General features: G+C 65.2%; 19 protein-coding genes. 9 read left to right on the top strand and 10 right to left on the bottom strand.

The genetic code is table 11. The features are described 5' to 3' along the window. The first annotated feature begins 25 nt into the window (after window positions 1–25). Window positions 26–1,405, top strand: a complete 1,380-nt coding sequence (locus IFT65_RS07820) for a sigma-54 dependent transcriptional regulator (RefSeq protein WP_188324774.1) — start codon at window positions 26–28, stop codon at window positions 1,403–1,405. 52 nt (window positions 1,406–1,457) lie between these two features. On the opposite strand, the gene IFT65_RS07815 is transcribed toward IFT65_RS07820, so the two are convergent. After that, window positions 1,458–3,086 (bottom strand): FAD-binding protein, encoded by a 1,629-nt coding sequence (locus IFT65_RS07815; protein ID WP_192080992.1) that lies wholly within the window; start codon window positions 3,084–3,086, stop codon window positions 1,458–1,460. Window positions 3,087–3,477: 391 nt separating this feature from the next. Further along, complete coding sequence (locus IFT65_RS07810; RefSeq protein ID WP_249405101.1) at window positions 3,478–3,918, bottom strand: cupin domain-containing protein; 441 nt, start codon at window positions 3,916–3,918, stop codon at window positions 3,478–3,480. A gap of 162 nt (window positions 3,919–4,080) precedes the next feature. Between IFT65_RS07810 and IFT65_RS07805 the strand changes: the two genes are divergently transcribed. Next, window positions 4,081–4,974: a LysR family transcriptional regulator gene (locus tag IFT65_RS07805; RefSeq protein WP_192080990.1), complete on the top strand. Its 894-nt coding sequence runs from the start codon at window positions 4,081–4,083 to the stop codon at window positions 4,972–4,974. 86 nt (window positions 4,975–5,060) lie between these two features. On the opposite strand, the gene IFT65_RS07800 is transcribed toward IFT65_RS07805, so the two are convergent. Next, window positions 5,061–6,044, bottom strand: coding sequence for an aldo/keto reductase (locus tag IFT65_RS07800; protein WP_192080989.1), 984 nt, complete (start codon window positions 6,042–6,044; stop codon window positions 5,061–5,063). Window positions 6,045–6,152: 108 nt separating this feature from the next. Here IFT65_RS07800 and IFT65_RS07795 point away from each other — a divergent pair, with 108 nt between their 5' ends. After that, the gene (locus IFT65_RS07795; protein ID WP_192080988.1) at window positions 6,153–6,557 is read left to right on the top strand and encodes a hypothetical protein; all 405 of its coding nucleotides are present in this window, start codon (window positions 6,153–6,155) and stop codon (window positions 6,555–6,557) included. A gap of 84 nt (window positions 6,558–6,641) precedes the next feature. On the opposite strand, the gene IFT65_RS07790 is transcribed toward IFT65_RS07795, so the two are convergent. Both IFT65_RS07790 and IFT65_RS07785 read right to left on the bottom strand, forming a co-directional pair. Beyond that, entirely contained in the window at window positions 6,642–7,787 is a 1,146-nt protein-coding gene (locus IFT65_RS07790) for a PilT/PilU family type 4a pilus ATPase (RefSeq protein ID WP_188324778.1), read from the bottom strand. Between the two features lie 90 nt (window positions 7,788–7,877). Next, complete coding sequence (locus tag IFT65_RS07785; RefSeq protein WP_188324779.1) at window positions 7,878–8,915, bottom strand: type IV pilus twitching motility protein PilT; 1,038 nt, start codon at window positions 8,913–8,915, stop codon at window positions 7,878–7,880. Between the two features lie 108 nt (window positions 8,916–9,023). Here IFT65_RS07785 and IFT65_RS07780 point away from each other — a divergent pair, with 108 nt between their 5' ends. Next, window positions 9,024–9,680: a YggS family pyridoxal phosphate-dependent enzyme gene (locus IFT65_RS07780; protein ID WP_342365874.1), complete on the top strand. Its 657-nt coding sequence runs from the start codon at window positions 9,024–9,026 to the stop codon at window positions 9,678–9,680. A gap of 18 nt (window positions 9,681–9,698) precedes the next feature. Next, window positions 9,699–10,520, top strand: a complete 822-nt coding sequence (proC, locus tag IFT65_RS07775; RefSeq protein WP_192080986.1) for a pyrroline-5-carboxylate reductase — start codon at window positions 9,699–9,701, stop codon at window positions 10,518–10,520. A 175-nt stretch (window positions 10,521–10,695) separates the two neighbouring features. On the opposite strand, the gene IFT65_RS07770 is transcribed toward proC, so the two are convergent. Then, entirely contained in the window at window positions 10,696–11,592 is an 897-nt protein-coding gene (locus IFT65_RS07770) for a LysR family transcriptional regulator (protein ID WP_192080985.1), read from the bottom strand. Window positions 11,593–11,687: 95 nt separating this feature from the next. Here IFT65_RS07770 and IFT65_RS07765 point away from each other — a divergent pair, with 95 nt between their 5' ends. Beyond that, window positions 11,688–12,290: a short chain dehydrogenase gene (locus tag IFT65_RS07765; RefSeq protein WP_192080984.1), complete on the top strand. Its 603-nt coding sequence runs from the start codon at window positions 11,688–11,690 to the stop codon at window positions 12,288–12,290. 220 nt (window positions 12,291–12,510) lie between these two features. On the opposite strand, the gene soxR is transcribed toward IFT65_RS07765, so the two are convergent. Then, window positions 12,511–12,945 carry a redox-sensitive transcriptional activator SoxR gene (gene soxR / locus IFT65_RS07760; protein ID WP_192080983.1) on the bottom strand — a complete coding sequence of 145 codons (435 nt, stop codon included), beginning with the start codon at window positions 12,943–12,945 and terminating at the stop codon, window positions 12,511–12,513. 66 nt (window positions 12,946–13,011) lie between these two features. Here soxR and IFT65_RS07755 point away from each other — a divergent pair, with 66 nt between their 5' ends. Both IFT65_RS07755 and IFT65_RS07750 read left to right on the top strand, forming a co-directional pair. After that, the gene (locus IFT65_RS07755) at window positions 13,012–14,370 is read left to right on the top strand and encodes an MFS transporter (RefSeq protein ID WP_192080982.1); all 1,359 of its coding nucleotides are present in this window, start codon (window positions 13,012–13,014) and stop codon (window positions 14,368–14,370) included. Window positions 14,371–14,614: 244 nt separating this feature from the next. After that, window positions 14,615–15,319 carry a hypothetical protein gene (locus IFT65_RS07750; RefSeq protein ID WP_192080981.1) on the top strand — a complete coding sequence of 235 codons (705 nt, stop codon included), beginning with the start codon at window positions 14,615–14,617 and terminating at the stop codon, window positions 15,317–15,319. A 52-nt stretch (window positions 15,320–15,371) separates the two neighbouring features. On the opposite strand, the gene IFT65_RS07745 is transcribed toward IFT65_RS07750, so the two are convergent. Continuing rightward, window positions 15,372–17,348, bottom strand: coding sequence for an alpha/beta hydrolase (locus tag IFT65_RS07745; protein ID WP_192081060.1), 1,977 nt, complete (start codon window positions 17,346–17,348; stop codon window positions 15,372–15,374). Between the two features lie 5 nt (window positions 17,349–17,353). After that, entirely contained in the window at window positions 17,354–18,331 is a 978-nt protein-coding gene (locus IFT65_RS07740; RefSeq protein ID WP_192080980.1) for a DUF4105 domain-containing protein, read from the bottom strand. A gap of 215 nt (window positions 18,332–18,546) precedes the next feature. Here IFT65_RS07740 and IFT65_RS07735 point away from each other — a divergent pair, with 215 nt between their 5' ends. Continuing rightward, window positions 18,547–18,945 (top strand): GFA family protein, encoded by a 399-nt coding sequence (locus tag IFT65_RS07735; protein ID WP_192080979.1) that lies wholly within the window; start codon window positions 18,547–18,549, stop codon window positions 18,943–18,945. Between the two features lie 321 nt (window positions 18,946–19,266). Here IFT65_RS07735 and IFT65_RS07730 read toward each other — a convergent pair whose 3' ends face one another. Next, window positions 19,267–22,368: an efflux RND transporter permease subunit gene (locus IFT65_RS07730; protein ID WP_192080978.1), complete on the bottom strand. Its 3,102-nt coding sequence runs from the start codon at window positions 22,366–22,368 to the stop codon at window positions 19,267–19,269. Window positions 22,369–22,374: the final 6 nt, after the last annotated feature.

Below are 22,374 nucleotides of genomic sequence, written 5' to 3'. Positions count from 1 at the left end.
GTCCCCCTCGGCTATCTTTCTCCACATGAACGAAACCCGTAGCGCACTTGTCGTCGATGACGAACGCGACATCCGTGAACTGCTGGTGTTGACGCTGGGCCGCATGGGCCTGCGCATCAACACTGCGGCCAACCTGGCAGAGGCCCGCGAGTTGCTGGCCAGCAATCCGTATGACCTGTGCATCACCGACATGCGCTTGCCCGATGGCAATGGGATCGAGCTGGTGACCGAGATCGCACAGCATTACCCGCGCACGCCGGTGGCGATGATCACCGCGTTCGGCAGCATGGACCTGGCCGTGGAAGCGCTGAAGGCCGGTGCTTTTGATTTCGTCAGCAAGCCTGTCGACATTTCCGTGCTGCGCGGGCTGGTCAAGCATGCGCTGGAACTCAACAACGCCGAACGCCCACGTGCGGTGACTCCGGGCGAGCAGAGCAGCCGCCTGCTCGGTCGTTCGCAGCCGATGGAGACCCTGCGCGCTACGCTGGGCAAAGTGGCCCGCAGCCAAGCGCCGGTGTACATCCTTGGAGAATCCGGCGTCGGCAAGGAGCTGGTCGCGCGCACCATCCACGAACAAGGCGCGCGCGCCGCAGGACCGTTCATCCCGGTGAACTGCGGCGCCATTCCATCGGAGCTGATGGAAAGCGAGTTCTTCGGCCACAAGAAAGGCAGCTTTACCGGCGCGCATGCCGACAAGCCGGGGCTGTTCCAGGCCGCGCACGGCGGCACGCTGTTCCTCGACGAAGTGGCCGAGCTGCCGCTGCAGATGCAGGTCAAGCTGCTGCGCGCGATCCAGGAAAAGTCGGTGCGCCCTGTCGGCGCATCGGCGGAAATCCCGGTCGACGTGCGCATCCTGTCGGCCACGCATAAAGACTTGGCCCACCTGGTGGATGAAGGCCGCTTCCGCCACGATCTGTATTACCGCATCAACGTGATCGAGCTGCGCGTGCCGCCGCTGCGCGAGCGCCACGAAGACCTGACCGAGCTGGCTGCATCGATCCTGGCTCGGCTGGCGCGTAATCACGGCTGCGCCATTCCCCTGCTTGCGCCGTCCGCTCTGGATGCCTTGGCGCATTACAGCTTTCCCGGCAATGTGCGCGAGCTGGAGAACATCCTGGAACGTGCGCTGGCGCTCGCCGAGAGCGACAGCATCGGTGCCGCCGACCTGCGCCTGCCCCAGGCGGCCACGCGCGCGCCCGGTGCCGCTGCCGGGCCGGTGGTGGAGGCGGTGGTAGACCTGCCGGCCGGCAACGCCGCCCTGCCCTCCTACATCGAACAGATGGAACGCACCGCCATCCAGCGCGCACTGGAAGAGAACCGCTGGAACAAGACGCGCACGGCCGCCCAGCTGGGCATCACCTTCCGTGCGCTGCGCTACAAGCTGAAAAAGCTCGGCATGGAATGAGGGCAGTGACGACCGCGGGTCATCCGTGTTCCGGGATGACGGCCAGCGTTGGTCACTTCCCAGGCAGAGGCAGGGGAATGGAAAGGGCGTGGCGGAAGATGTTGGTCGGGTCGACCTTTGCCTTGAGTGAGACGAGCTTCTCGATCAGTTCGGTATTCCACCCGTAATAGAGGTTCAGCCAGTCCTCGTCCTCCTGCCCAGCGTCGTCATACCGCATGTCGATGTCGGGGTAGTTGATGTAACAGCCATCAAACGCGGGGCGGGATGGTTTTCCCTGATGGACCGCAGCGTAGATCGTCCGCATCCATCCAAGGTGCGCCGCATCATCAGCGCAGTCCGCCCAATAAGACTGGAACTGGGTTTTCAGCAGCGATGCGCGTTGCGCAACAGCCGTCGCGCCGATGCCGTTGCGGTTGATCGCTCCCCCGTAGGAATCGATCTGCACCAGCGTCTGCCGGAACCGACGTTCGCTCGTCGCGGTCGTCAGATGCGTCCACAGCGCATCGCACATCGCGGGCGAGAACTGTGCGTTCTGGTACACCGATTTGTACTTGCCACGGTGGTTGGCGCCCGAACCATTCACGGTCTGGGTCAGGTAGATCCAATCCATGGCATCGTCGGCCTCCAGCTGCATCACGTCGCGGTGATGCGGGCCGCTCCGCGCCAAAGGCGGAATGTTCGGCATGATGAATTCCGCGCACCGCGTTGCGGGGATGCCCGCTGCCGCGTTCATCGTGCTGATGAAATCCAGCAGCGGGGCATCATTCTCCCCGCCCACGCCCCCCCGCGGGCCGGTGAACTGGATGCCCAGCACGACGTTGTCCGAGGCGTCGATGTGGTTGAGTTTCAGCACCGTGAACAGCCCGCCGTTGCCACGCCCCTGGATGGGATTCGTCGCATCCGCATCATGCGCTTCGAACCACGTCCAGTACGCCTGCAGGAAGCCAGTGAAGCGCCCCTTCAACGACGACCATGGATAGACCAAGGGCAACCAGTACGCCTTGCGGGGAGCCTTCGGCAGGTCGTCGAAGTAGTACGCGATGATGATGCCGAAGTTGCCGCCACCGGCACCGCAGCAGGCAGTGAAAAGAGCGCGCTGAATGTCAGACCGACTGTCTGCACGCACGTGCCAAGGCACCAGCGCCGTGCCCTGCGTGTTCGGCACGAGCACATCCACCCCCGTCACCCAATCCACGGTCAACCCGTGCAGGCGTGACAACATGCCATAGCCACCGCCACTGATATGCCCCCCCACGCCAACGGAATAACACGAGCCGCCCGGGAGGGTCCGCCCTGCCTGCTTGAACAGCGAGACGTAGCCGTCCCAGTTCTGGTTGCCGGTAAGGATCTTGAAGCGGTAACGGTCCGCACCCTCGTTCCAGGGGGAGGTGACCTGTTGCTCCTCGTCGTACTGCATCCCCTTCATTTCACCCAGGTCGATGATGGACAGGGACTCGCCTGCCAGCTTGTTCGCCACCAGGCCTTCATAGCAATGCCCGCCGCTGCGCACGGTGATGCGATGCCCTGCCGCGAGCGCGGCGTTGGCTGCTGCGAGTACCTCATCCGGCGTGGTGCATATGCGGATATCATCTGCCCCCTCCGCCAGGCTGGGTGGCCATCGAAGATTGAACCCCTTCTGCAAGGCTTCGTGGCGGGCATCGAGGCGGGTGATGACGTTCATCTCTGCGACTCCTTCGTAACCGCCTCACCAACGTGGCTCGGCTGGCTCGAAGATGATCCCCATGAACGTCCGCGTCGATGCGGTAGAGACACCCGCGTGCAGCGCACTGCAGACGCTTGACGGATTGTCTAGCGTGGTCGCCGACAGAGGCGTGCCCAAGAGGCGTTCCATCAGGCCCGTCCAGCGCGCCGGAGGCGGGGATGCCCTCCTGTGTGCAAAGGCTACGCGTTGAATCATCCGACAACGATCGCGCCATGACGCACCCTCTTCGACGGGCTTCCTCGCGCCCGCTGCGACACGCTGCGGTCACACCGCACCCGGCAACGCGCGCCACGCTCGTTGAGCGCAGCGGCCGTCAACGACAGTCCAGCGGCAAGCGGCTGTCGGTGCCTTACTCGTCGCGATACTGCCCGTCGGTCACCTGCTCGAGCCACGTTACAGGACTGCCATCGAGCGACTCTGCGATGGCGATGTGGCTCATCGCTGCATCAGCGCGAGCGCCATGCCAGTGCTTCACGCCTGGCGGGATCCACACCGTGTCGCCCGGACGCAGGGGTTGCCGGGGCTTGCCCCACTCCTGCACCCAACCCGTACCGGTGGTGACGATCAGCGTCTGCCCCAGCGGATGGGTATGCCAGGCCGTACGCGCACCGGGCTCGAAGGTCACCGTCGCCCCGCCAACGCGCGCAGGCTCGCTGCCTTGGAACGGCGCATCGATCCGAACGGTGCCCGTGAAGTAGTCTGCGGGGCCGGCCGCAGATGCCTTGCTGCCGGCGGGGTTGACCGCGATGGATGCGCCTTCCGGCGTGCCAGCGGTCGTGGCCATGGCCATCGCAGCGGTCAGTAGCAGGGACATCGTGTATTCCTTGGAAACGGTTGGAAACGCCAGCCTACGCCTCGCTGGGGCCGCCATTGCAGCAGCCTGAGCGGATGCATCCAGAAACGCCGCTCATCAATCATTGCCCACCGTGACCCAGCGCGCGATGATGCGCGCATGCCGCGCGAGAATCTCAACGATCTGCAAGCGTTCGTCCATGTTGCCCGGGAGGGCAGCTTCACCCGCGCCGCTGCCCAGCTGGGCGTATCGCAGTCCGCGCTCAGCCATACGCTGCGTGCGCTGGAACAGCGACTCGGCGTGCGCCTGCTGACCCGCACGACGCGCAGCGTGTCGACGACCGAAGCCGGGCAACGGCTGCTGGACACCCTGTCGCCGCGGCTGGCTGAAATCGAAGAAGAGCTGACCGCGCTGGCCGAATACCGCGACCGACCCGCGGGGACCATCCGCATCAGTACCGCCGGCCATGCCGCCGAGCACGTGGTATGGCCGCGACTGCAGCGCGTACTGCTCGACTACCCGGATCTGAAGGTGGAACTGACCGTGGATTACGGGCTGAGCGATATCGTCGCCCAGCGGCATGACATCGGCATCCGGCTGGGGGACCAGGTGGCCAAGGACATGATCGCCGTGCCGATCAGCCCACCGCTGCGCATGTGCGTGGTCGGCACGCCGGCGTACTTCCGTCACCATGTCATCCCGATGCATCCGCAGGATCTCGCCGCGCACAATTGCATCAACCTGCGCCTGCCCACGCATGGCGGCTTGATGCCATGGGAGTTCGAGCGCGATGGCGAAGAAATCAACGTCCGCGTAAGCGGCCAGTGGACGTTCAACAACAGCGCACTGATGTTGCGGGCCGCGCTGGCGGACGGGGGCCTGGCCTGGCTGCCCTGTGACCTCGCACGAGTCGCAGTCGACAGCGGCCAGCTGCTGTCGGTGCTGGAAGACTGGTGCCCGGATTTCGATGGGTACTACGCCTACTATCCCTCGCGTCGCCAGGCCTCGGTGGCCCTGCGCATCGTCCTCGATGCACTGCGCGAAGCCCGCTAGCGCCGCGCCCTGCGCTGCGAGCGCAAAGCGCGGCTTGTAGCAGACATCACCCTGCCGGACCCGATGCCGTCGAGCAGGGCTCCGCGCTATCGCCCTACCAGCTGGGCCTGCGCCGCACTGTAGCGCTCACCCACGATCGCGATCTCGGCCAGCGCCGCTTCGATGTGCGCCAGCGCCGCGCCGTCCAACGTCAGCGACGCCGCGCCGAGGTTTTCCTGCAGCCTGGGCAGCTTGGTCGTTCCCGGAATTGGCACGATCCACGGCGCCTGCGCCAGCAACCACGCCAGTGCCACCTGCGCCGGCGTTGCGCCGGTATCAGCGGCGATCGTGCCGATGCGATCCACCAGGGCTTGGTTCGCCGCGCGGGCATCGGCTGCGAAGCGCGGCACCGAATTCCGGAAATCACTGGCATCGAACGTGGTATCGGCCGAAATCGCGCCGGTCAGGAAGCCCTTGCCCAGCGGGCTGAACGGTACGAAGCCGATTCCCAGCTCTTCCAGCACAGGCAGCAGTTCTGCTTCCGGCTGCCGCCACCACAGCGAGTACTCGCTCTGGACCGCGGTTACCGGCTGCACCGCATGGGCGCGTCGTACGGTCGCGGCAGCGGCTTCGGACAAACCAAAATGCTGCACCTTGCCTTCGGCGATCAACTCACGCACGGTCCCGGCCACATCTTCGATCGGCACGTTGGGATCAACGCGATGCTGGTAGAACAGATCAATGCGATCGGTACGCAAGCGCTTCAGGCTGGCCTCGGCCACCGCGCGGATGCGTTCAGGGCGACTGTCCAGTCCGGCGCCGGCGCGGCCTTCCTTGAAACCGAACTTGGTGGCGATCACCACTTTCTCGCGGTACGGCGCCAAGGCCTCGCCCAACAGCGCTTCGTTCTCGAATGGACCGTAGGCTTCGGCGGTGTCGAAGAACGTCACCCCCTGGTCCACCGCCGCATGCAGCAGTGAGGCGGCCTGCGCGCGTTCGGTGGCGGGGCCATACCCGAAGCTCAGGCCCATGCAGCCCAGACCGATCGCGGAAACGTGCAGGCCACTGCGGCCGAGTTCACGGGACTCCATGGAAATGCTCCTGCCGGCGATGCCGGAATCAACAAAGGAAGCCCACCGTACGCTGTGCGGTGTCGACGATTGGATCCCCTGCGGCGCTGGCGGTAATGAGCCGGGCTCATGAAAGCAACAGCGGTGGCTTGTGGCGGTGTGCTTGATCGCGTTGCTTCGCTGCGTTGCTTCGTCGGTGCGCTTCATCGCTTTGCTACATCGCGGCGCTTCACTGCTTTGCTTCGCTGCTTTGCTTCGCTGCTTTGCTTCACCGCTTTGCTTCACCGCTTTGCTTCACTGCTTTGCTTCACTGCTTTGCTTCACTGCTTTGCTTCACTGCTTTGCTTCACCGCTTTGCTTCACTGCTTTGCTTCACCGCTTTGCTTCGCTGCTTTGCTTCACCGCTTTGCTTCGCTGCTTTGCTTCACTGCTGTGTTTTATCGCTGTGCTTTATCGCTTGGTAGAGCCGACTTCAGTCGGCTGCTTCACCGACAGCCGACTGAAGTCGGCTCTACCAGAGCGGGGGCCGACTGAAGTCGGCTCTACCAGGGCAGGTGGAGCAGCCGACTGAAGTCGGCTCTACCCGTCGGCTCTACCAGGACGGGCGTGCCGTCGTGATCAGCGGACTTCGGAAATCTCCACACCGTCCAGGCCCTGCGACAGTGTGCGGGCATCGCCGCCCTGGCTCAGCTTGATGCGCAGGCGCACTTCGTTCTGCGAATCGGCATACCGCAGCGCGTCTTCGTAGCTGATCTCGCCCGCCTGGTACAGCTCGAACAAGCTCTGGTCGAAGGTCTTCATGCCCAGCTGGGTGGACTCCTTCATGACTTCCTTGAGCTTGTGGATCTCACCTTCGCGGATGTAATCCTGCACCAGCGGCGTACCGAGCATGATCTCCATGGCGACCTTGCGCGAGCGTCCGTCCGGCGAGGGAATCAGCTGCTGCGCGACCACGCCCTTGATGTTCAGCGACAGATCCATCAGCAGCTGGTTGCGGCGATCTTCGGGGAAGAAGTTGATGATGCGGTCCATCGCCTGGTTGGCGTTGTTCGCATGCAGCGTGCACAGCACCAGATGACCGGTCTCAGCGAAGGCAATCGCATGGTCCATGCCTTCGCGGGTACGCACCTCGCCGATCATGATCACGTCCGGTGCCTGGCGCAGGGTGTTCTTCAACGCCGCTTCCCAGCTGTCCGTATCGATGCCGACCTCGCGCTGGGTGATGATGCAGCCTTCGTGGCGGTGCACGAACTCGATCGGATCTTCGATGGTGATGATATGGCCAGTCGAGTTGTGGTTGCGGTAGCCGATCATCGCCGCCAGCGAGGTCGACTTGCCGGTACCGGTCGCACCGACGAACAGGATGATGCCGCGCTTGGTCATCGCCAGCGTCTTGATGATCGGCGGCAGCGCCAGCTCATCCACGGTGGGGATGCGCGTTTCAATCCGGCGCAGCACCATGCCCACTTGGTTGCGCTGGTAGAAGCAGCTGACGCGGAAGCGGCCGACACCGGACAGGCCGATGGCGAAATTACATTCGTGCGTCTTCTCGAACTCTTCGCGCTGCGCCGGCGTCATCACGTTCAACACCAGATCGCGGCTCTGCTGCGGCGTCAGCGGGGTCTGGGTGATCGGCGAGATCTTGCCGTTGACCTTGATCGCCGGCGGCATGCCGGCCGTGATGAACAGGTCCGAGGCGCGCTGGTGCGCCATCAGCTTGAGGAAGGAAGTGAAATCGATGGTATTGGTGGCGGCACTGTTCACGGCGGACTCCAGATGGCGGGGCGGTAGGCGCGATGCATCGGCGTGCGACGCGCGCCGGTTGGACGCGCCCCGCCCTGCCGTTGCCGCGCCTTACTCGAACAGGCGCTTGTCCTTGGCGTACTCTTTGGCTTGGTTGCGCGTGATCAGGCTGCGCTTGACCAGATCCTGCAGATGCTGGTCCAGGGTCATCATGCCGTACTGCTGACCGGTCTGGATGGCCGAGTACATCTGCGCCACCTTGTCCTCGCGGATCAGGTTGCGGATGGCGGGCGTGCCGACCATGATTTCCCAGGCCGCCGTGCGTCCACCGCCGACCTTCTTCAGCAGCGCCTGCGAGATGACCGCACGCAGCGACTCCGACAGCATGGAGCGCACCATCGGCTTTTCGCCGGCGGGGAACACGTCGACGATACGGTCGATGGTCTTGGCCGCCGAACTGGTGTGCAGCGTACCGAACACCAGGTGGCCGGTTTCCGCCGCGGTAAGCGCCAGGCGGATGGTTTCCAGATCGCGGAGCTCGCCGACCAGGATGATGTCCGGATCTTCGCGCAGCGCCGAACGCAGCGCTTCGTTGAAGCCGTGCGTATCGCGGTGCACTTCGCGCTGGTTGATCAGGCACTTCTGCGAGGTGTGCACGAACTCGATCGGATCCTCGACGGTGAGGATGTGTCCGTACTCGTTCTTGTTGATGTAGTCGATCATCGCGGCGAGCGTCGTCGACTTGCCCGAGCCGGTCGGCCCGGTCACCAGGATCAGCCCCTGCGGCTGCTGGATGACCTCGCGGAACAGCGGTGGGCAGGCCAGGTCCTCCAGGGTCAGCACCTCGGACGGAATGGTACGGAACACCGCACCCGCGCCACGGTTCTGGTTGAAGGCATTGACGCGGAAGCGCGCGAGCGACGGAATCTCGAACGAGAAATCGACCTCGAGGAACTCTTCGTAATCGCGACGCTGCTTGTCCGACATGATGTCGTAGACAAGCGCATGCACCTGCTTGTGGTCCAGCGCAGGAATGTTGATGCGACGGACATCGCCGTCGACACGGATCATCGGCGGCAGGCCTGCGGACAGGTGCAGGTCGGATGCTTTGTTCTTTACGGAAAACGCCAACAGCTCGGCGATATCCATGAGCGGCTACTCCCCAATAACGGCTTGGACTGGAAGGATCTTTCCCCGGGCGTCAGTATAGCGTTCTGTCAGACCGGAACGCGTTACGTGCAAAGTCCCCTGCCCGGAATACTGAGCAACCTGCAGAACGCGGCCCAGGCCGCCGGGCGGCCAACCCCGTCCCTGCTGGCGGTGTCCAAGACCCACCCGGCCGACGCCATCGCCGCGTTGGCCGCCCAAGGCCAGCGCGCCTTCGGCGAAAACTACGTGCAGGAGGCCCTGGCAAAGATCGAGGCGCTGCAAGGTCTGGCACTGGAATGGCACCTGATCGGCCACCTGCAGTCGAACAAGGCCGACGCGGTTGCGTGCGCCTTCGACTGGGTGCAGAGCGTAGACCGGTTGAAGCTCGTGCAGGCGCTCGCCCGCCACCGTCCCGCCACCTTGCCGCCGTTGAATGTCCTGATCCAGGTGAACGTGGATGATGAAGACAGCAAGCACGGATGCGCGTTGGAGGCAGTGGATGCGCTGGCCGCGGCGATTTCGACCGAACCGACCCTACGCCTGCGCGGCCTGATGGCCATCCCGGCGCCATGGCCCGATGCCGCGCGTCGGCAGCAGGCGTTCAGGCGCATGTATCAGGCGCAGCAGGCGCTTGCCGACCTTCATCCCGGCGCAGACACGCTGTCCATGGGCATGAGCGGCGACTACGCCGAGGCCATCGCGGAAGGCTCGACCATGGTCCGCATCGGCACCGCACTCTTTGGCGCCCGCCCGCGCCCCGCATGAATTGAAAGGAAGATCCAGATGACCGATACCTCCATTGCCTTCATCGGCGGCGGCAACATGGCGCGCAGCCTGATTGCCGGGCTGGTGCGCCAGGGCACGGCACCGGCCCAGATCCACGTGGCCGAGCCGGTGACTGCGCTGCGCGAGGCGTTGACGGCCGAGTTTGGCGTCAAGACTTACGCAGGTGCCAGCGAAGCCGCGGCGCAGGCGGGCACATGGCTGCTGGCGGTCAAGCCACAGGTGCTGCGCGATGTATGCGCATCGCTGCAGCCGCTTGCCGCGGCAACGAGGCCGCTGCTGGTATCCATCGCCGCCGGCATCACCAGCACCCAACTGGACCGCTGGCTGGGCGGAGACGTGGCCGTGGTGCGCGCCATGCCCAATACCCCGGCCCTGCTGGGGGCCGGTGTCACCGGACTGTTCGCCACGCCAGCGGTCACCGACGCGCAACGTACGCAGGCCGACCGCATCCTGGCCAGCGCAGGCGGCACGGTCTGGGTGGACGACGAGGCGCTGATGGATTCGGTGACGGCTGTATCCGGCAGCGGGCCGGCATACGTTTTCCTGTTGGCCGAGGCGATGGAAGCCGCCGGCATTGCACAGGGTCTGCCCGCGGATGCGGCACGCACGCTGGTGCAGCAGACGCTGCTCGGTGCATCGCGCATGCTGGACGAAGCCGGCGAGGCACCCGGTGAGCTGCGCCGTCGCGTCACCTCGCCGGGGGGTACGACCCAGGCGGCGATCGAAAGCTTCCAGGCAGGCGGCTTTGAAGCGCTGGTCGCAACGGCGCTGGCTGCCGCACAGACACGTGGCCGCGAACTGTCCGCCGCCAACGATTGACCCCCGGTAGCGACGGCCGCTGGCCGACCTTCGGCTGCCGCCCCACAGGTAGAGCCGACTTCAGTCGGCTGCCGCACTACGGGTAGAGCCGACTTCAGTCGGCTGAGTTGGGGCAGCCGACTGAAGTCGGCTCTACCCAGCGGGCCGGCCCCAGCGCAGCCGACTGAAGTCGGCTCTACCGTACCTCGGGCGTCACCGGAAACCGCTCCATCAGGAAATCAACGAAACACTGCAGGCGTGGCCGGGGGCGGCGGTCCGGCAGGTAGATCAGGTGCATCGGCCGTGCGGCCGGCACGTGATCGGCCAGCACGGTGACCAGCCTTCCCGCCGCGATGTCTTCGCCCAGCAACGCGGTCGGCTGCAATACCAACCCGGCACCGGCCAGCGCAGCCTGCCGCAGTGCCTGGCCGTCGTTGCTGCTCAGCCGTGCGCGCGGCTCCCAGTCCACCGCATCGCCGTTCGCCAGCTGCCATCCATGGCCCCCGCGCCAGGACAGATGGCTCAGGCACTCATGCTGGGCGAGGTCCGCTGGATCACGCGGCGTCCCTTTCCGCCGCAGGTAGTCCGGCGACGCGCACAGGCTCATCGCGTAGGGCGGCAAGGGGCGCGCCACCACCTCGCGGGACGGCAGCGGGCCTACCCGGATCGCCGCGTCGAAGCCGTCCTCGATCAAGTCGACAGTGCGATTGCTGAGGTCCAACTCGATATTCACCAGCGGCTGCGCTTCCAGCAACGAAGCCAGCGCCGGCGCAAGCACGCAGCTGCCCCACGTGCTGGGCGCACTGATCCGTAGCAGCCCACGTGGCTGCAACTGCAGGCCCGCGACACTCGCTTCGGCGTGCTGCACCTGCTCGAGCACCTGCCGGCATCCGGCCAGATACGCGGTGCCGGCCTCCGTCAGACGCTGACGTCGGGTGTTCCGTTGCAGCAGCGCCGTACCCAGATGCGCCTCCAGCTGCTGGACGTACTTGCCGACCATCACGGCCGACACGTCCAACTGTTCGGCCGCGCGCGCGAAGCTGCCGAGGTCGGCCACGGCGACAAAGGCCTGCATGCAGCGGAGCGTGTCCATTACTAACTCCAGGTTAGGAATGAGCGAATCATACGCCCCTTATCCAAAGCCGATCGCCGCGCCAGACTGGCCTCACTTACTGAAGGAGTATCCGCATGAAGATCCTGATCGTTGGTGCCTCTGGGACGTTGGGGCAGGCGGTAGCCCAGCATCTGGGCCAGCACCATGACGTTGTCACCGCAGGGCGTCGCAGTGGCGATCACCGCGTGGATCTGACCGACGATGCCAGCGTGCACGACCTCTTCCAGCAGACCGGCCTGCTCGACGCGGTGATCGCCACCACCGGCCAGTTGCACTTCGGCCCCCTGCAGGACATGACGCCTGCCCAGTTCAACAGCGGACTGCAGGACAAGCTGCTTGGCCAGGTGCGCCTGGCATTGGCCGCGCAGCATCACCTGCGCGCAGGGGGCTCGATCACCCTCACCAGCGGCATAGTGAGCGCCCAGCCGATCAGCGATGGCAGCAATGCGACGGCGGTGAACGCTGGCCTGGAAGGCTTCGTGCGTGCGGCAGCATGCGAACTGGTGGCGCGCGGACTGCGCATCAATGTGGTGAGTCCTACGGTGCTGGAAGAATCCGCAGTTGCCTACGCGCCGTACTTCCCGGGCTTCGAACCGGCGGCTGCCAGCCGGGTCGCGCTGGCCTACCAACGGGCGGTGGAAGGCATCCAGAGCGGGCAGACGCTCACGGTCTGGTGAGCTGGCGACTGATCGAACAGGTTCAGGAGGCATGGGATGTCCGGGATGTCCGGGGTCCACGGGATCTCGGGGATGCCCGGGGATGCCCGGTAGAGTCGACTTCAGTCGACTAGCGCAGGCGCAGCCGACTGAAGTCGGCTCTACCGAACCAGCAGCGAGCAGCAGCCGACTGAAGTCGGCTCTACCGAACCAGCGGCGAGCAGCAGCCCGAGGGCTGTCCTCAGTCCCAGCGCTGCGGCCCTTCGCCCTGTTCTGCCAGCACATCGCCGGGGTTGGCCAGCCAGCAGCGTTTCAGCGACAGGCAGCCGCAGCCGATGCAGCCGGTCAGCTGATCGCGAAGGAACTGCAGCAGGTGGATGCGCTCATCCAGTTCGCTGCGCCAGCGCGCGGACATGCGCGCCCACTCCGCCTTGGTGGGTGTGCGTCCTTCAGGCAGCTCTGCCAACGCCGCACCGATTGCTTCCAGTGGCATGCCTACCCGCTGTGCCACCCGGATCACTGCCAAGCGCCGCAGTACATCGCGCGGGTAACGCCGCTGGTTTCCTGCGTTGCGCAGGCTGCGGATCAGCCCCTTGCGCTCGTAGAAGTGCAGCGCCGACACCGCCACGCCACTGCGCTTGGCGACCTCGCCTACACTAAGCTCCTGCATCGCCATCTCTTGACCTCAACCATGGTTGAGGGCGGATGCTGCCGCCTCCGCATTCCCATTACAAGCCCTGACATGAACTCCGACGTCTCTTCTCTGGCCCTGGTGGATAAGGCATCCATCCTCTCGCCACGCTATCGCGCCACGACGGTCGGCATGGTCGCACTGGTGGCGCTGGTGGCGTTCGAAGCGCTGGCCGTTGCGGCGGCCATGCCTACCGTCGCGTTCGCACTGGATGGCCTGCGCCTGTACGCGTTGGCCTTCGGCGGCGCGTTGGCGACCAGCGTGATCGGGATGACCGTGGCGGGTCGCCTGTGCGACCAACGCGGACCATCGCGGCCACTGTGGCTGGGTCTCGCGTTCTTCGTCATCGGTCTGATCGTCGCCGGCCTCGCCCCGCGCATGGGGGTTCTGGTGGCCGGACGCCTGCTGCAGGGCGTGGGCATCGGCGCGGTATCGGTATCGCTGTACGTGCTGGTCGCGCGCACCTTCCCAGAGCCGCTGCGGCCGAAAGTCTTCGCCGCCTTCTCTGCGGGCTGGGTGGTCCCATCGCTGGTAGGCCCGGGGCTGAGCGGCCTCATCGTGCAGTACGCCGGGTGGCGCTGGGTATTCCTGGCGGTTCCGGTGCTCGCTCTGCCGGCTGCCTGGTTGCTGGTGCCCGCGCTGCGCGCCAGTGCACAGGACGTTCGCACCGAGGTCGTTGCGCGCCCGGTCGTGCGGTGGGCCGTGGGCGCGGCGCTGGCCGCCCTTCTGTTGTACCTGGGGGGACAGCAGCAGGGCATCACCGCGCTCGCGTTGATGACCAGCGCACTGGTCGGGCTGGTGGTATGCAGCCGCCACCTGCTGCCTACGGGCACCTTGGCGCTGCGGCGCGGCTTGCCCAGCGTGATCGCGCTACGCGGTATCGCCGCGTCTGCGTTCTTCGCCGCGGAAGCCTTCCTGCCGCTGTTGTTGCAACGCGAACGTGACCTCTCCCCCCTGTGGGCAGGCGCTGCACTCAGCATGGGGGCGTTGGGCTGGTTCTCCGGCTCATGGCTGCAGGGACATCAACGTTTTGGCTGGACCCGTGCGCATCTGGTGCAGGCCGGTTCGTGGATGATGGGCGGCGGCCTGCTGCTCACCTCGCTGACCCTGCAACAGGGCGTGCCCCTGCTGCTGGCCTTGGCAGGCTGGTCACTGACCGGGCTCGGCATGGGCCTGATCTACCCCAGTCTGTCGGTGCTCACGCTGTCAATGTCACCGCGTCACGAACAGGGCGCGAACAGCTCGGCGCTGCAGCTCAGCGAAGGCATCGCGGTGGCGACCACGCTGGCGCTGTCCGGCGCACTGTTCGCCGCTTTCATCGATGGTCGCGAAACACTGGGCTACCTGCTGTGCTTCGCGGTGACCCTGCTGCTGGCACTGCTGGCCACGGTGGTCGCGCGGCGCATCTGATCGCATGCGATCAGGGTCGGTGACGACGGTGGGTCGTCACGCCGTTGGTGGGTGGCGGCTCTGTAACAACGAACGGTCGTCACCCACCAATAGCGATCGTTTCCGACCGCGCGTTGCACCTCTGCGGATATAGCAGAACAACGCCCGATTGCTTTTCGATAGCTTCGCTGCATTCTGAGACGTCAGCCACGTGCGACGCTTCGGTAAACCGCAAACATGCGAGTCCAGCACAGAGGACAACGCCATGCTTGCCACCGCGCTCCTTTTCTCAGCCGCTCTGACCCCGCTGCCAATGGCCGGTTACATCGACCGCATTGTGGAACACCGTGCGGATGGCGACGTCATCCTCCGCACTTCCGAGCACTCCGACTTCAATGGAAGCAGAATTCGTCTGGAACAGAAGCTACGACGTCTCTCTGGCAATAGGTTCTCCATAGACTTCAGCGATCAGCCTGCTGCCACAAAGACCTACCATGAAGCGCTGTGCCTTGAGAGCGGGATGCGACCCAGCACGGGGCGGGGAATACTGGGAGGTGAAAATGCCATAGCCGCTTGGTCGTGCGTATCTTCCGAAACGCGAGAGGGCACTCCGGCCACCATCGAAGAGATCGAGCGCGCGTTCGACGAGCCTGCATCAAGCCTGGACAACTGGACAGACTATGCACGTACCGCCGCTCCCTCTGGGAGTGCAGCACCGGGGCAGCCGTTCTTCGCCATCGGATCGATGAGCGTGAAAAGCTCGGTAGCCGGCGCAGTGTCCTACAGCGTCAGCGTCGATGACAGACGATGCTACGCTCAAAGTGCCGAGCGTCACGCGGGTGCCTTCGAGCTTTCAGCCCAGACAGGTGTGAACTGCAGCGGCACCCGTCCCGGTTCTCTCAACACTGAACTGCGCGCCTGCGTCCCGCGCGCGTGTGGCCTGAGCCAAGGCAGCTACCGCATACGGTGAAGCGCCCCCAGGGCCTGTGACGACCAGCGGACGTTATCCACCAGACTCCAGCTCACGGCCTTGCACCCACCTCGTCCACGTCTTCGCGCAGGATGCGGCGGATTTCCAGCACGGCCTGCGGCGTCTCCTGCACGCTGTGGCCGGAAATGATCACCTTCTCCGACACGGCGCCCTCCAGGTGGGAACTCCAGTACGGCACCAGTCCGTCATCGGACTGCAGCAGCGGCACTTCTGGCTTGCGCTGGGCAATGATCGAGTGATACTTCAGCCCGGGCTGGATCGGCAGCGAGCCGGCTGCCATGACGAAGGGATCGGTGGATTTCAGGTTGTCGATGCTGTTGGGCACACGCAGCTTTTCGCTCCCACTACGTTGCGCATCGGCCTGCTGCAGGGTGTTGAATGCATCCTCGAATGAACCCAGGATCGTCAACGGCAGACGCACCAGACGACCGATCAGGCGCCCCACCCGGTTGCCCGCGATGTCCGTTCCCTTGTGCGGGGCCGCGATGAAGATCGCCCGCTCCACGTTCGGCTGCGGCTGGAACTGCAGCAGCGGGCCCAGCTTCGTCTTCACCCGCTGCAGGCGCTCGCCTTTCAGGTCGTAGCGTGCCATCAGGTCGTTCCACAACGCATCGCCGGATGCGCTGACCATCAGCCGTCCCAGTACGCCGCCCATGCTGTGGCCGATGAACACCTGGTCCTTCGACGCACGCGTCTGCCCGCTGGGATCGAAGTGTTTCAGGGTGCTGTTGAACGCGCGCGAGATCTCGTACCGGTTCAGCGCAATCGGCGCATTGGTCGGGTAATACACCTGCCACACCTGGAATTCGCGACGCAGCTCCTCTTCGCCCATGATTTCGTTGGCCACGTTCACCCACGCTTCCGGACTGCTGCCCAATCCATGCAGCATGAAGATGATGCGGCGGTTCGGGTCCCAGGGTTGCATCAGGTAGATGTGCGGCTCCTTGATGCCTTCGGCCAAGCCGAACAAGGTGCGCAGCGCCTGTGTGGCGAACCCGCTCTGTGCAAGCCACAGCCCATACGCCGCAGTGAAGTTGCCGGCCAGCGGCACCTGCTGCCCGTGCAGGTCTACCCGCTCGGTCGCTTCCGGGGAGTACACATCCAGCAATACCTGGCTGGTCTTCAGCACGTCGTCCAGCGAGTCGCCCTTGAAGCGCAGCAGCGCGGTGGCGTTGATCGAGGACATCTCACTGTACTGCGGCACTTCGTGTTTCCTGGCGGGCGCGGCCGCATCCACCGGCGCGTCTGCCTCCGGCAAGGGGGTGCTCAACCGGGGTGGGTCCATCACCACCACCAGCTCGGCACCGAACCCATCACGGCGGTAGGTGCTGCGCAGGCCAACGAAGCTGATCGTTGCCGCCGACACCAGCCGGGTGGGCATGCTGGGCATCGACAGGCGATCGTAGTCGGAGGTGATCGTCCAGCGCTCGCCGGCCACCGGCGCGTTGTAGTCTTCGCCTTCCAGCGCGGACGCGCGTGCCCGACGGAACACCACCGACGCCGTCTGCTCAGCGGCATAGTTGTAGTAGTCGCGCACCTGCGTCTGACGATCCTCGAAGGCACGATCAGAGGGCGCGCGGCCACTGAAGAACAGGTACGCATACGCGTAGCGCGCCGCCTCCAGCCACGCATCCACCGCCGCGTCGCTCATCGGCTCCTTGTCTGCATGCTTGGGTTTCGGACTGAGGGCCAGCGCCGTCTGCACCCACAATTCGGACAACGCCGACATGCGCTGTTCGGCACTGATGCCATCGGTATCCAGCAACGTCCTGCGGCAGACCACTACGTCCTTGCCACACTGGCTGGCATCCAGCCCCACCACGCTCAGTGTTTCCTGTGATGCCGCACTGAGCTTGCCGGTGGTCAGCACATCCGAGCGCTTGCTGGACAGGTAATCGGTGTTGGCCACCTGCTTGACCGTTACCATCGCGCAGCCACTGCCCAGAAGCAGCACGGCGGCAGCGAGCAGCAGGCGTACCCTCTTCGGCCAGTAAACCGGCGCCCTCATGTCGATCATTGTTCACCTTCCTGGGCGGTGCCGGGCACGCCACGGCGGATCCATCTGGAGAAATCCCTGTCAGACGCCGGCTGCAGCGCGCGATCAGTGATGCGTGCACGCTCGCGGAGCGCTTTGAACGAATGCCCCGGCGTCAACGCGCCTTGATCGAATGCGTACCGGTCCAGATACCCGGACAGCAGCAGGCGGTAGTCCAGCGGCAGCCCGGGGGCGATATGCCGTGCCAGATCAAATACGATCGTGGTGCAGTTGCTGGTCAAGGTGTTGTAGAACGCCGGCGCCGCATCGAGCGTGCGCGCCTCGTCGATGTAGGCGGCGAACAAGGTACGCAACTGGGCCTGGCTCAGGCCATGCAGCCGGTACAGATAGACATCCTCACCGCGCGCATTGGTGCGCGTGCGGATGATGTCGGTTTCTTCGGATGCCACCAGGGTCATTTCGAACTTGCGGAAGAAGCCGCCCAGCGCGGAGAACGACTCGCCCTGCTCTTTGCGGATCTCCAGCGAGAACACCAGCTGCCGACCGTCCTCGAATCCGAACGACACCAACGTGTGGGCGATGGCAGGTCCCATCCAATAGGACATCACCAGGTCGGCCGACGCCAACTGCTGCAGGTCGTACTCCCGGCGGACCCAGCGCGCATCGTAGTCCTGCTCGGTGCGCCAGGTGAAGTCGCGGACGTTGTCCAGCACGACCCTTCGACCGTCGAAAGAGGCCACGTGCAGCCGCTGCGCCACGTCGTCAGCCCATGCGCGGTCCTGTCGCGGCGTCAGGCCCAGCCACGTCAGTGCCGCAGCCACCATGCACAGTCCGTAGGCAGCGGGCAGCCTGCGTCCCGCCCGTCCGCGCGCTACGCGCACCGACATCCAGCCACCCGCCAGCAACCAGAGCAGCGCCGCGCATCCCGCCAACCAGCCGGGTCCCGGCACCTGATAGAACACCAGTCCAGCGACCCACAGGGTCGCCAGCAGCATGAGGGTTCCGATACTCCAACGGCCTGCTGCCTTCACGGGGACCTGTCGCATTCATCTTGGGGCGCCTAGTTAGCCACAAGCGAGGTGCCGGGGAAATCCGAGGGCGTTCAGGAATGGCCGCCGCGCAGACCGGTGGCGTCCCGGTAGCCGCCGGGAGTGGCACGACGCGACAGGAGATACTTCGGGCAGAATGACGCCACGCACCGGGAGGGATCATGGGCATCAAAGAGGTTTCGGCTGTGGCAGTCAACGAATGGCACACCGCCAGTTGCCATTGCGGCGCTGTGCAATTGCGCCTGCATCTGCCCGATGGCATCGTCGATCCGCGCCGGTGTGACTGCTCGCTGTGTCGGCGTCGTGGCGCCATCGCGGCCACCGTGGCTGAAAACGGGATCGAGATCCTGCAGGGGCACGCCCACCTGCGTCTCTACCAGTTCAACACCCACGTGGCCGAGCACTGGTTCTGCGATGTCTGCGGAATCTACACCCACCACCGTCGGCGCTCGAATCCGCATGAGTACGGCTACAACGTGGCCTGCCTGGAGGGCATCGATCCGTTCGGGCTGGGCGTGGTACCCACCAATGACGGGGTCAACCACCCGGCCGACCGATAGACACCAGGTCAGTGCCTGCTGCGGCGGCTCGGGGCGGCAACCTTCTGCCAGGGCGAGATCGCCAAGCGACCTGCGCGTACGGGGCGCTTCAAGGTCAGGCGCCGGGCGCCTGCTTCGGGAGGCGCATCCGGTCCCTCTTCGATCGGCCCTGCATCGCTTGGCGTTGCCAGTAGTGCAGTGTGCGGAAGCAGGCGGTCGATGAGCCACATGGCGGAACTCCGTTGGGGGCGGGTGCACCCACCCTAAGTCCGCCCCGGCGACCGCCATGTGATCCGCCGATGACATGACGATGACCGTGCTGAACGGCACGGCCACTCACGTTCAGGCGCTCTTTTTCCGCCGGCCCAGACCGCGCACCAGCACGAAGAACAACGGCACCATCAAGATCGCCAACAGCGTGCCGGACACCATGCCGCCGATCACGCTGATACCGATCTCGCGCCGACTCACCGCCCCGGCACCCGTGGCCAGGGCCAGCGGCACTACGCCGGCCACGAAGGCCAGCGAGGTCATCACGATGGGCCGCAGCCGCAGGCGCGCCCCTTCCAGTGCCGCATCCACCGCAGAGCGTCCGGCACGGTACTCGGCCTCGGCGAATTCCACGATCAGGATCGCGTTCTTTGCGGACAGGCCGATGGTGGTCAACATGCCGACCTGGAAATAGATGTCGTTGACGAAGCCTGCGACGGTGGTCGCCAACACGGTGCCGAGCACGCCCAGCGGAATCACCAGCAGCACCGCCACCGGCACTGTCCAGCTTTCATACAGCGCCGCGAGGCACAGGAAAATGAACGCAATGGACGCCAGGTACAGCCAGATCGTCTGGTTGCTGGAGAGCTGCTCCTGATAGGACAGGCCGCTCCACTGCAGGCCGAATCCCTCTTCCTGGGCCACCAACTGCGTCATGCGGCCCATGGCCTGACCCGAGCTGCTGCCCTGGGCGGCACTGCCCTGCAGCTGCATCGCCGGCAGGCCGTTGAAGCGTTGCTGCAGCTGCGGCCCGCGCTCCCAATGCGTGCGGGCAAAACTGGCGAACGATGCCATCTGCCCATCGCTGCCACGCACATACCACTGGTTGATGTCCTCGGGCACGCTCCGGTACGGGGCGTCGCCCTGAATGTAAACGCGCTTGACCCGGCCGCGGTCCAGGAAATCATTCACGTAGGTTCCGCCCCAGGCGGCCGACAACGTGGTGTTGATGTCCGCCTGCGCCAGACCCAGGGCGCTCGCCTGGGCCTGGTCGATATCCACCTGCAGCTGGGCGCGATCGCCCAGTCCATTCAAGCGCACCGATGAAAGGCCGGCGTCCTCGTTGGCCGCCTGCACCACGCGCTGCTGCGCCCCCTTCAGCGCTTCGCGCCCCGCCGCACTGCTGTCCTGCAGCCACAGTTCGAATCCGCTGGACTGGCCCAGCCCGCGCACCGCAGGCGGCGACAGGACGTTGACCTGGGCATCGGCCACAGCACGGAAGTGCGCGTTGGCGCGGGCGATGATCGCATCGGCGCTGGTGTCCCCATCGCGCTCACTCCACGGTTTCAGCGCAAGGAACCCCTGGCCCGCGTTCTGCCCTGTACCGGCATTGTTGCGACCGACCACCACGAAGGCCACATCCACGCTCTGCTTTTCATTTTCCCGAAAGTAACGTCCGATGTCCTCGCCCAATGCTTCGGTCTTGGCCATGGGCGTACCTTCCGGCGTGGTGAACTGGAACATCACCAGCCCTTGGTCCTCTACGGGCAGGAAGCCGGTCGGCATGCGCAGGTACAGGCCCGCCACCGCGACGACCACCAGCAGATAGAAGGCCATCCAGCGCCGCGGCCGACCGACCACGTGGGCCAGGCCGGCACGGTAGGAGGCCTGGGTGCGTTCCACCCGAGCATTGAACCAGCGGAAAAAGCGTCCCGGCGGGCGCTCCTTGTCGGCGGGCTTGAGCAGGGTGGCGCACAGTGCCGGGGTCAGGGTCAGCGCGACCAGCGCGGAAAGCACCATGGCCGACGCAATGGTGATCGAGAACTGCCGGTAGATGATGCCGGTGGCTCCGCCAAACATCGCCATCGGCAGGAAAACGGCACCGAGCACCACGGTGATGCCGATCAGCGCACCGGTGATCTCGCCCATCGAGCGCTCGGTGGCTTCGGCCGGTGGCAGCCCTTCTTCGTGGATGATGCGCTCGACGTTCTCCACCACCACGATCGCATCGTCCACCAGCAGACCGATCGCCAGCACCATCGCGAACAGCGTCAGCGTGTTGATCGTGAACCCGGCGACGGCCAGCACCCCGAAGGTTCCCAGCAATACCACCGGCACCGTGATCGCCGGGATCAGCGTCGCGCGCAGGTTCTGCAGGAACAGGAACATCACCACCACCACCAGGATGATCGCCTCGATCAACGTATGGACCACCCCTTCCACCGACACCCGTACAAACGGGGTGCTGTCGCGTGGGTACGCCACCTCAAGGCCCGGCGGGAACGTCGGCTTCAGGCGCTCGATTTCCGCACGCACGGCATCGGCGGTCTGCAGGGCATTGGCACCGGAGGCCAGGGTGACCGAGAATCCGGCGGCCGGGTACCCATTGAGGAAACTGCTCATGGTGTAGCCCTGCGCACCGATCTCAATGCGCGCGACCTGGTCCAGCGTCAAGGCCGCGCCATTGGGCAGTGTCTTGAGGATGATCGCGCGGAACTGCTCCGGGGTCTGCAGCCGTGACTGCGAGGTCACCGTGGCGTTGAGGCTCTGGTCGTCCATCGCCGGCAGACCGCCCAGCTCGCCGGCCGTCACCTGGGTGTTCTGCGCCTCGATCGCGCTGCGCACATCGCTCGGCATCAGGCTGTAGGCACGAAGCTGATGGGGATCCATCCAGATGCGCATCGCATACGGCGCGCCGAACACATCGATCTCGCCAACGCCCGGGATACGGCTCATCGGATCCTGCACGCTGCTGGACAGGAAATCCGACACGTCCACCCGCTGCATCTTGCCGGTGGTGTCATACAGCGCGACCACCATCAGCGAGTCGCCCTGCGACTTGGCTACCGTTACGCCCTGCTGCTGCACTTCCTGCGGCAGGCGGTTGATCGCCTGGTTGACGCTGTTCTGCACCTGCACCTGGGCGATGTCCGGGTCGGCCTGCTGGTCGAAGGTGACCGTGATGCGTGCCTGCCCTGCGGAGGAACTGCTGGAAGAAAAATATAACAGGTGGTCGATGCCTTTGATCTGCTGCTCGATCACCTGCGTGACGCTGTCTTCCACGGTCTGCGCGGACGCACCGGTGTAGTTGGCGGTGATGTTGATCTGGGGAGGCGCGATGTCGGGGTACTGCTCCACCGGCAACTGCAGGACCGCGATGCTGCCCAGGGCCATGATGGAGATCGCCAGTACCCAGGCGAAGATCGGACGGTGGATGAAGAATCGGGAGAGCATGCGCAG

The sequence above is a fragment of the Stenotrophomonas sp. CFBP 13725 genome, assembly GCF_014841935.1.
Classification (GTDB): Bacteria; Pseudomonadota; Gammaproteobacteria; order Xanthomonadales; family Xanthomonadaceae; genus Stenotrophomonas.
Note: the sequence above shows the minus strand (reverse complement) of the source record. Positions and strands in the feature narration are given on the sequence as shown.

Coding starts and splice junctions, on each gene's coding strand:
- IFT65_RS07820 (WP_188324774.1), top strand. CDS start 26: ATGAACGAAACCCGTAGCGCACTTGTCGTCGATGACGAACGCGACATC.
- IFT65_RS07815 (WP_192080992.1), bottom strand. CDS start 3,086: ATGAACGTCATCACCCGCCTCGATGCCCGCCACGAAGCCTTGCAGAAG.
- IFT65_RS07810 (WP_249405101.1), bottom strand. CDS start 3,918: ATGGCCATGGCCACGACCGCTGGCACGCCGGAAGGCGCATCCATCGCG.
- IFT65_RS07805 (WP_192080990.1), top strand. CDS start 4,081: ATGCCGCGCGAGAATCTCAACGATCTGCAAGCGTTCGTCCATGTTGCC.
- IFT65_RS07800 (WP_192080989.1), bottom strand. CDS start 6,044: ATGGAGTCCCGTGAACTCGGCCGCAGTGGCCTGCACGTTTCCGCGATC.
- IFT65_RS07795 (WP_192080988.1), top strand. CDS start 6,153: ATGAAAGCAACAGCGGTGGCTTGTGGCGGTGTGCTTGATCGCGTTGCT.
- IFT65_RS07785 (WP_188324779.1), bottom strand. CDS start 8,915: ATGGATATCGCCGAGCTGTTGGCGTTTTCCGTAAAGAACAAAGCATCC.
- proC (WP_192080986.1), top strand. CDS start 9,699: ATGACCGATACCTCCATTGCCTTCATCGGCGGCGGCAACATGGCGCGC.
- IFT65_RS07770 (WP_192080985.1), bottom strand. CDS start 11,592: ATGGACACGCTCCGCTGCATGCAGGCCTTTGTCGCCGTGGCCGACCTC.
- IFT65_RS07765 (WP_192080984.1), top strand. CDS start 11,688: ATGAAGATCCTGATCGTTGGTGCCTCTGGGACGTTGGGGCAGGCGGTA.
- soxR (WP_192080983.1), bottom strand. CDS start 12,945: ATGGCGATGCAGGAGCTTAGTGTAGGCGAGGTCGCCAAGCGCAGTGGC.
- IFT65_RS07755 (WP_192080982.1), top strand. CDS start 13,012: ATGAACTCCGACGTCTCTTCTCTGGCCCTGGTGGATAAGGCATCCATC.
- IFT65_RS07750 (WP_192080981.1), top strand. CDS start 14,615: ATGCTTGCCACCGCGCTCCTTTTCTCAGCCGCTCTGACCCCGCTGCCA.
- IFT65_RS07745 (WP_192081060.1), bottom strand. CDS start 17,348: ATGAGGGCGCCGGTTTACTGGCCGAAGAGGGTACGCCTGCTGCTCGCT.
- IFT65_RS07740 (WP_192080980.1), bottom strand. CDS start 18,331: ATGCTGCTGGCGACCCTGTGGGTCGCTGGACTGGTGTTCTATCAGGTG.
- IFT65_RS07735 (WP_192080979.1), top strand. CDS start 18,547: ATGGGCATCAAAGAGGTTTCGGCTGTGGCAGTCAACGAATGGCACACC.
- IFT65_RS07730 (WP_192080978.1), bottom strand. CDS start 22,368: ATGCTCTCCCGATTCTTCATCCACCGTCCGATCTTCGCCTGGGTACTG.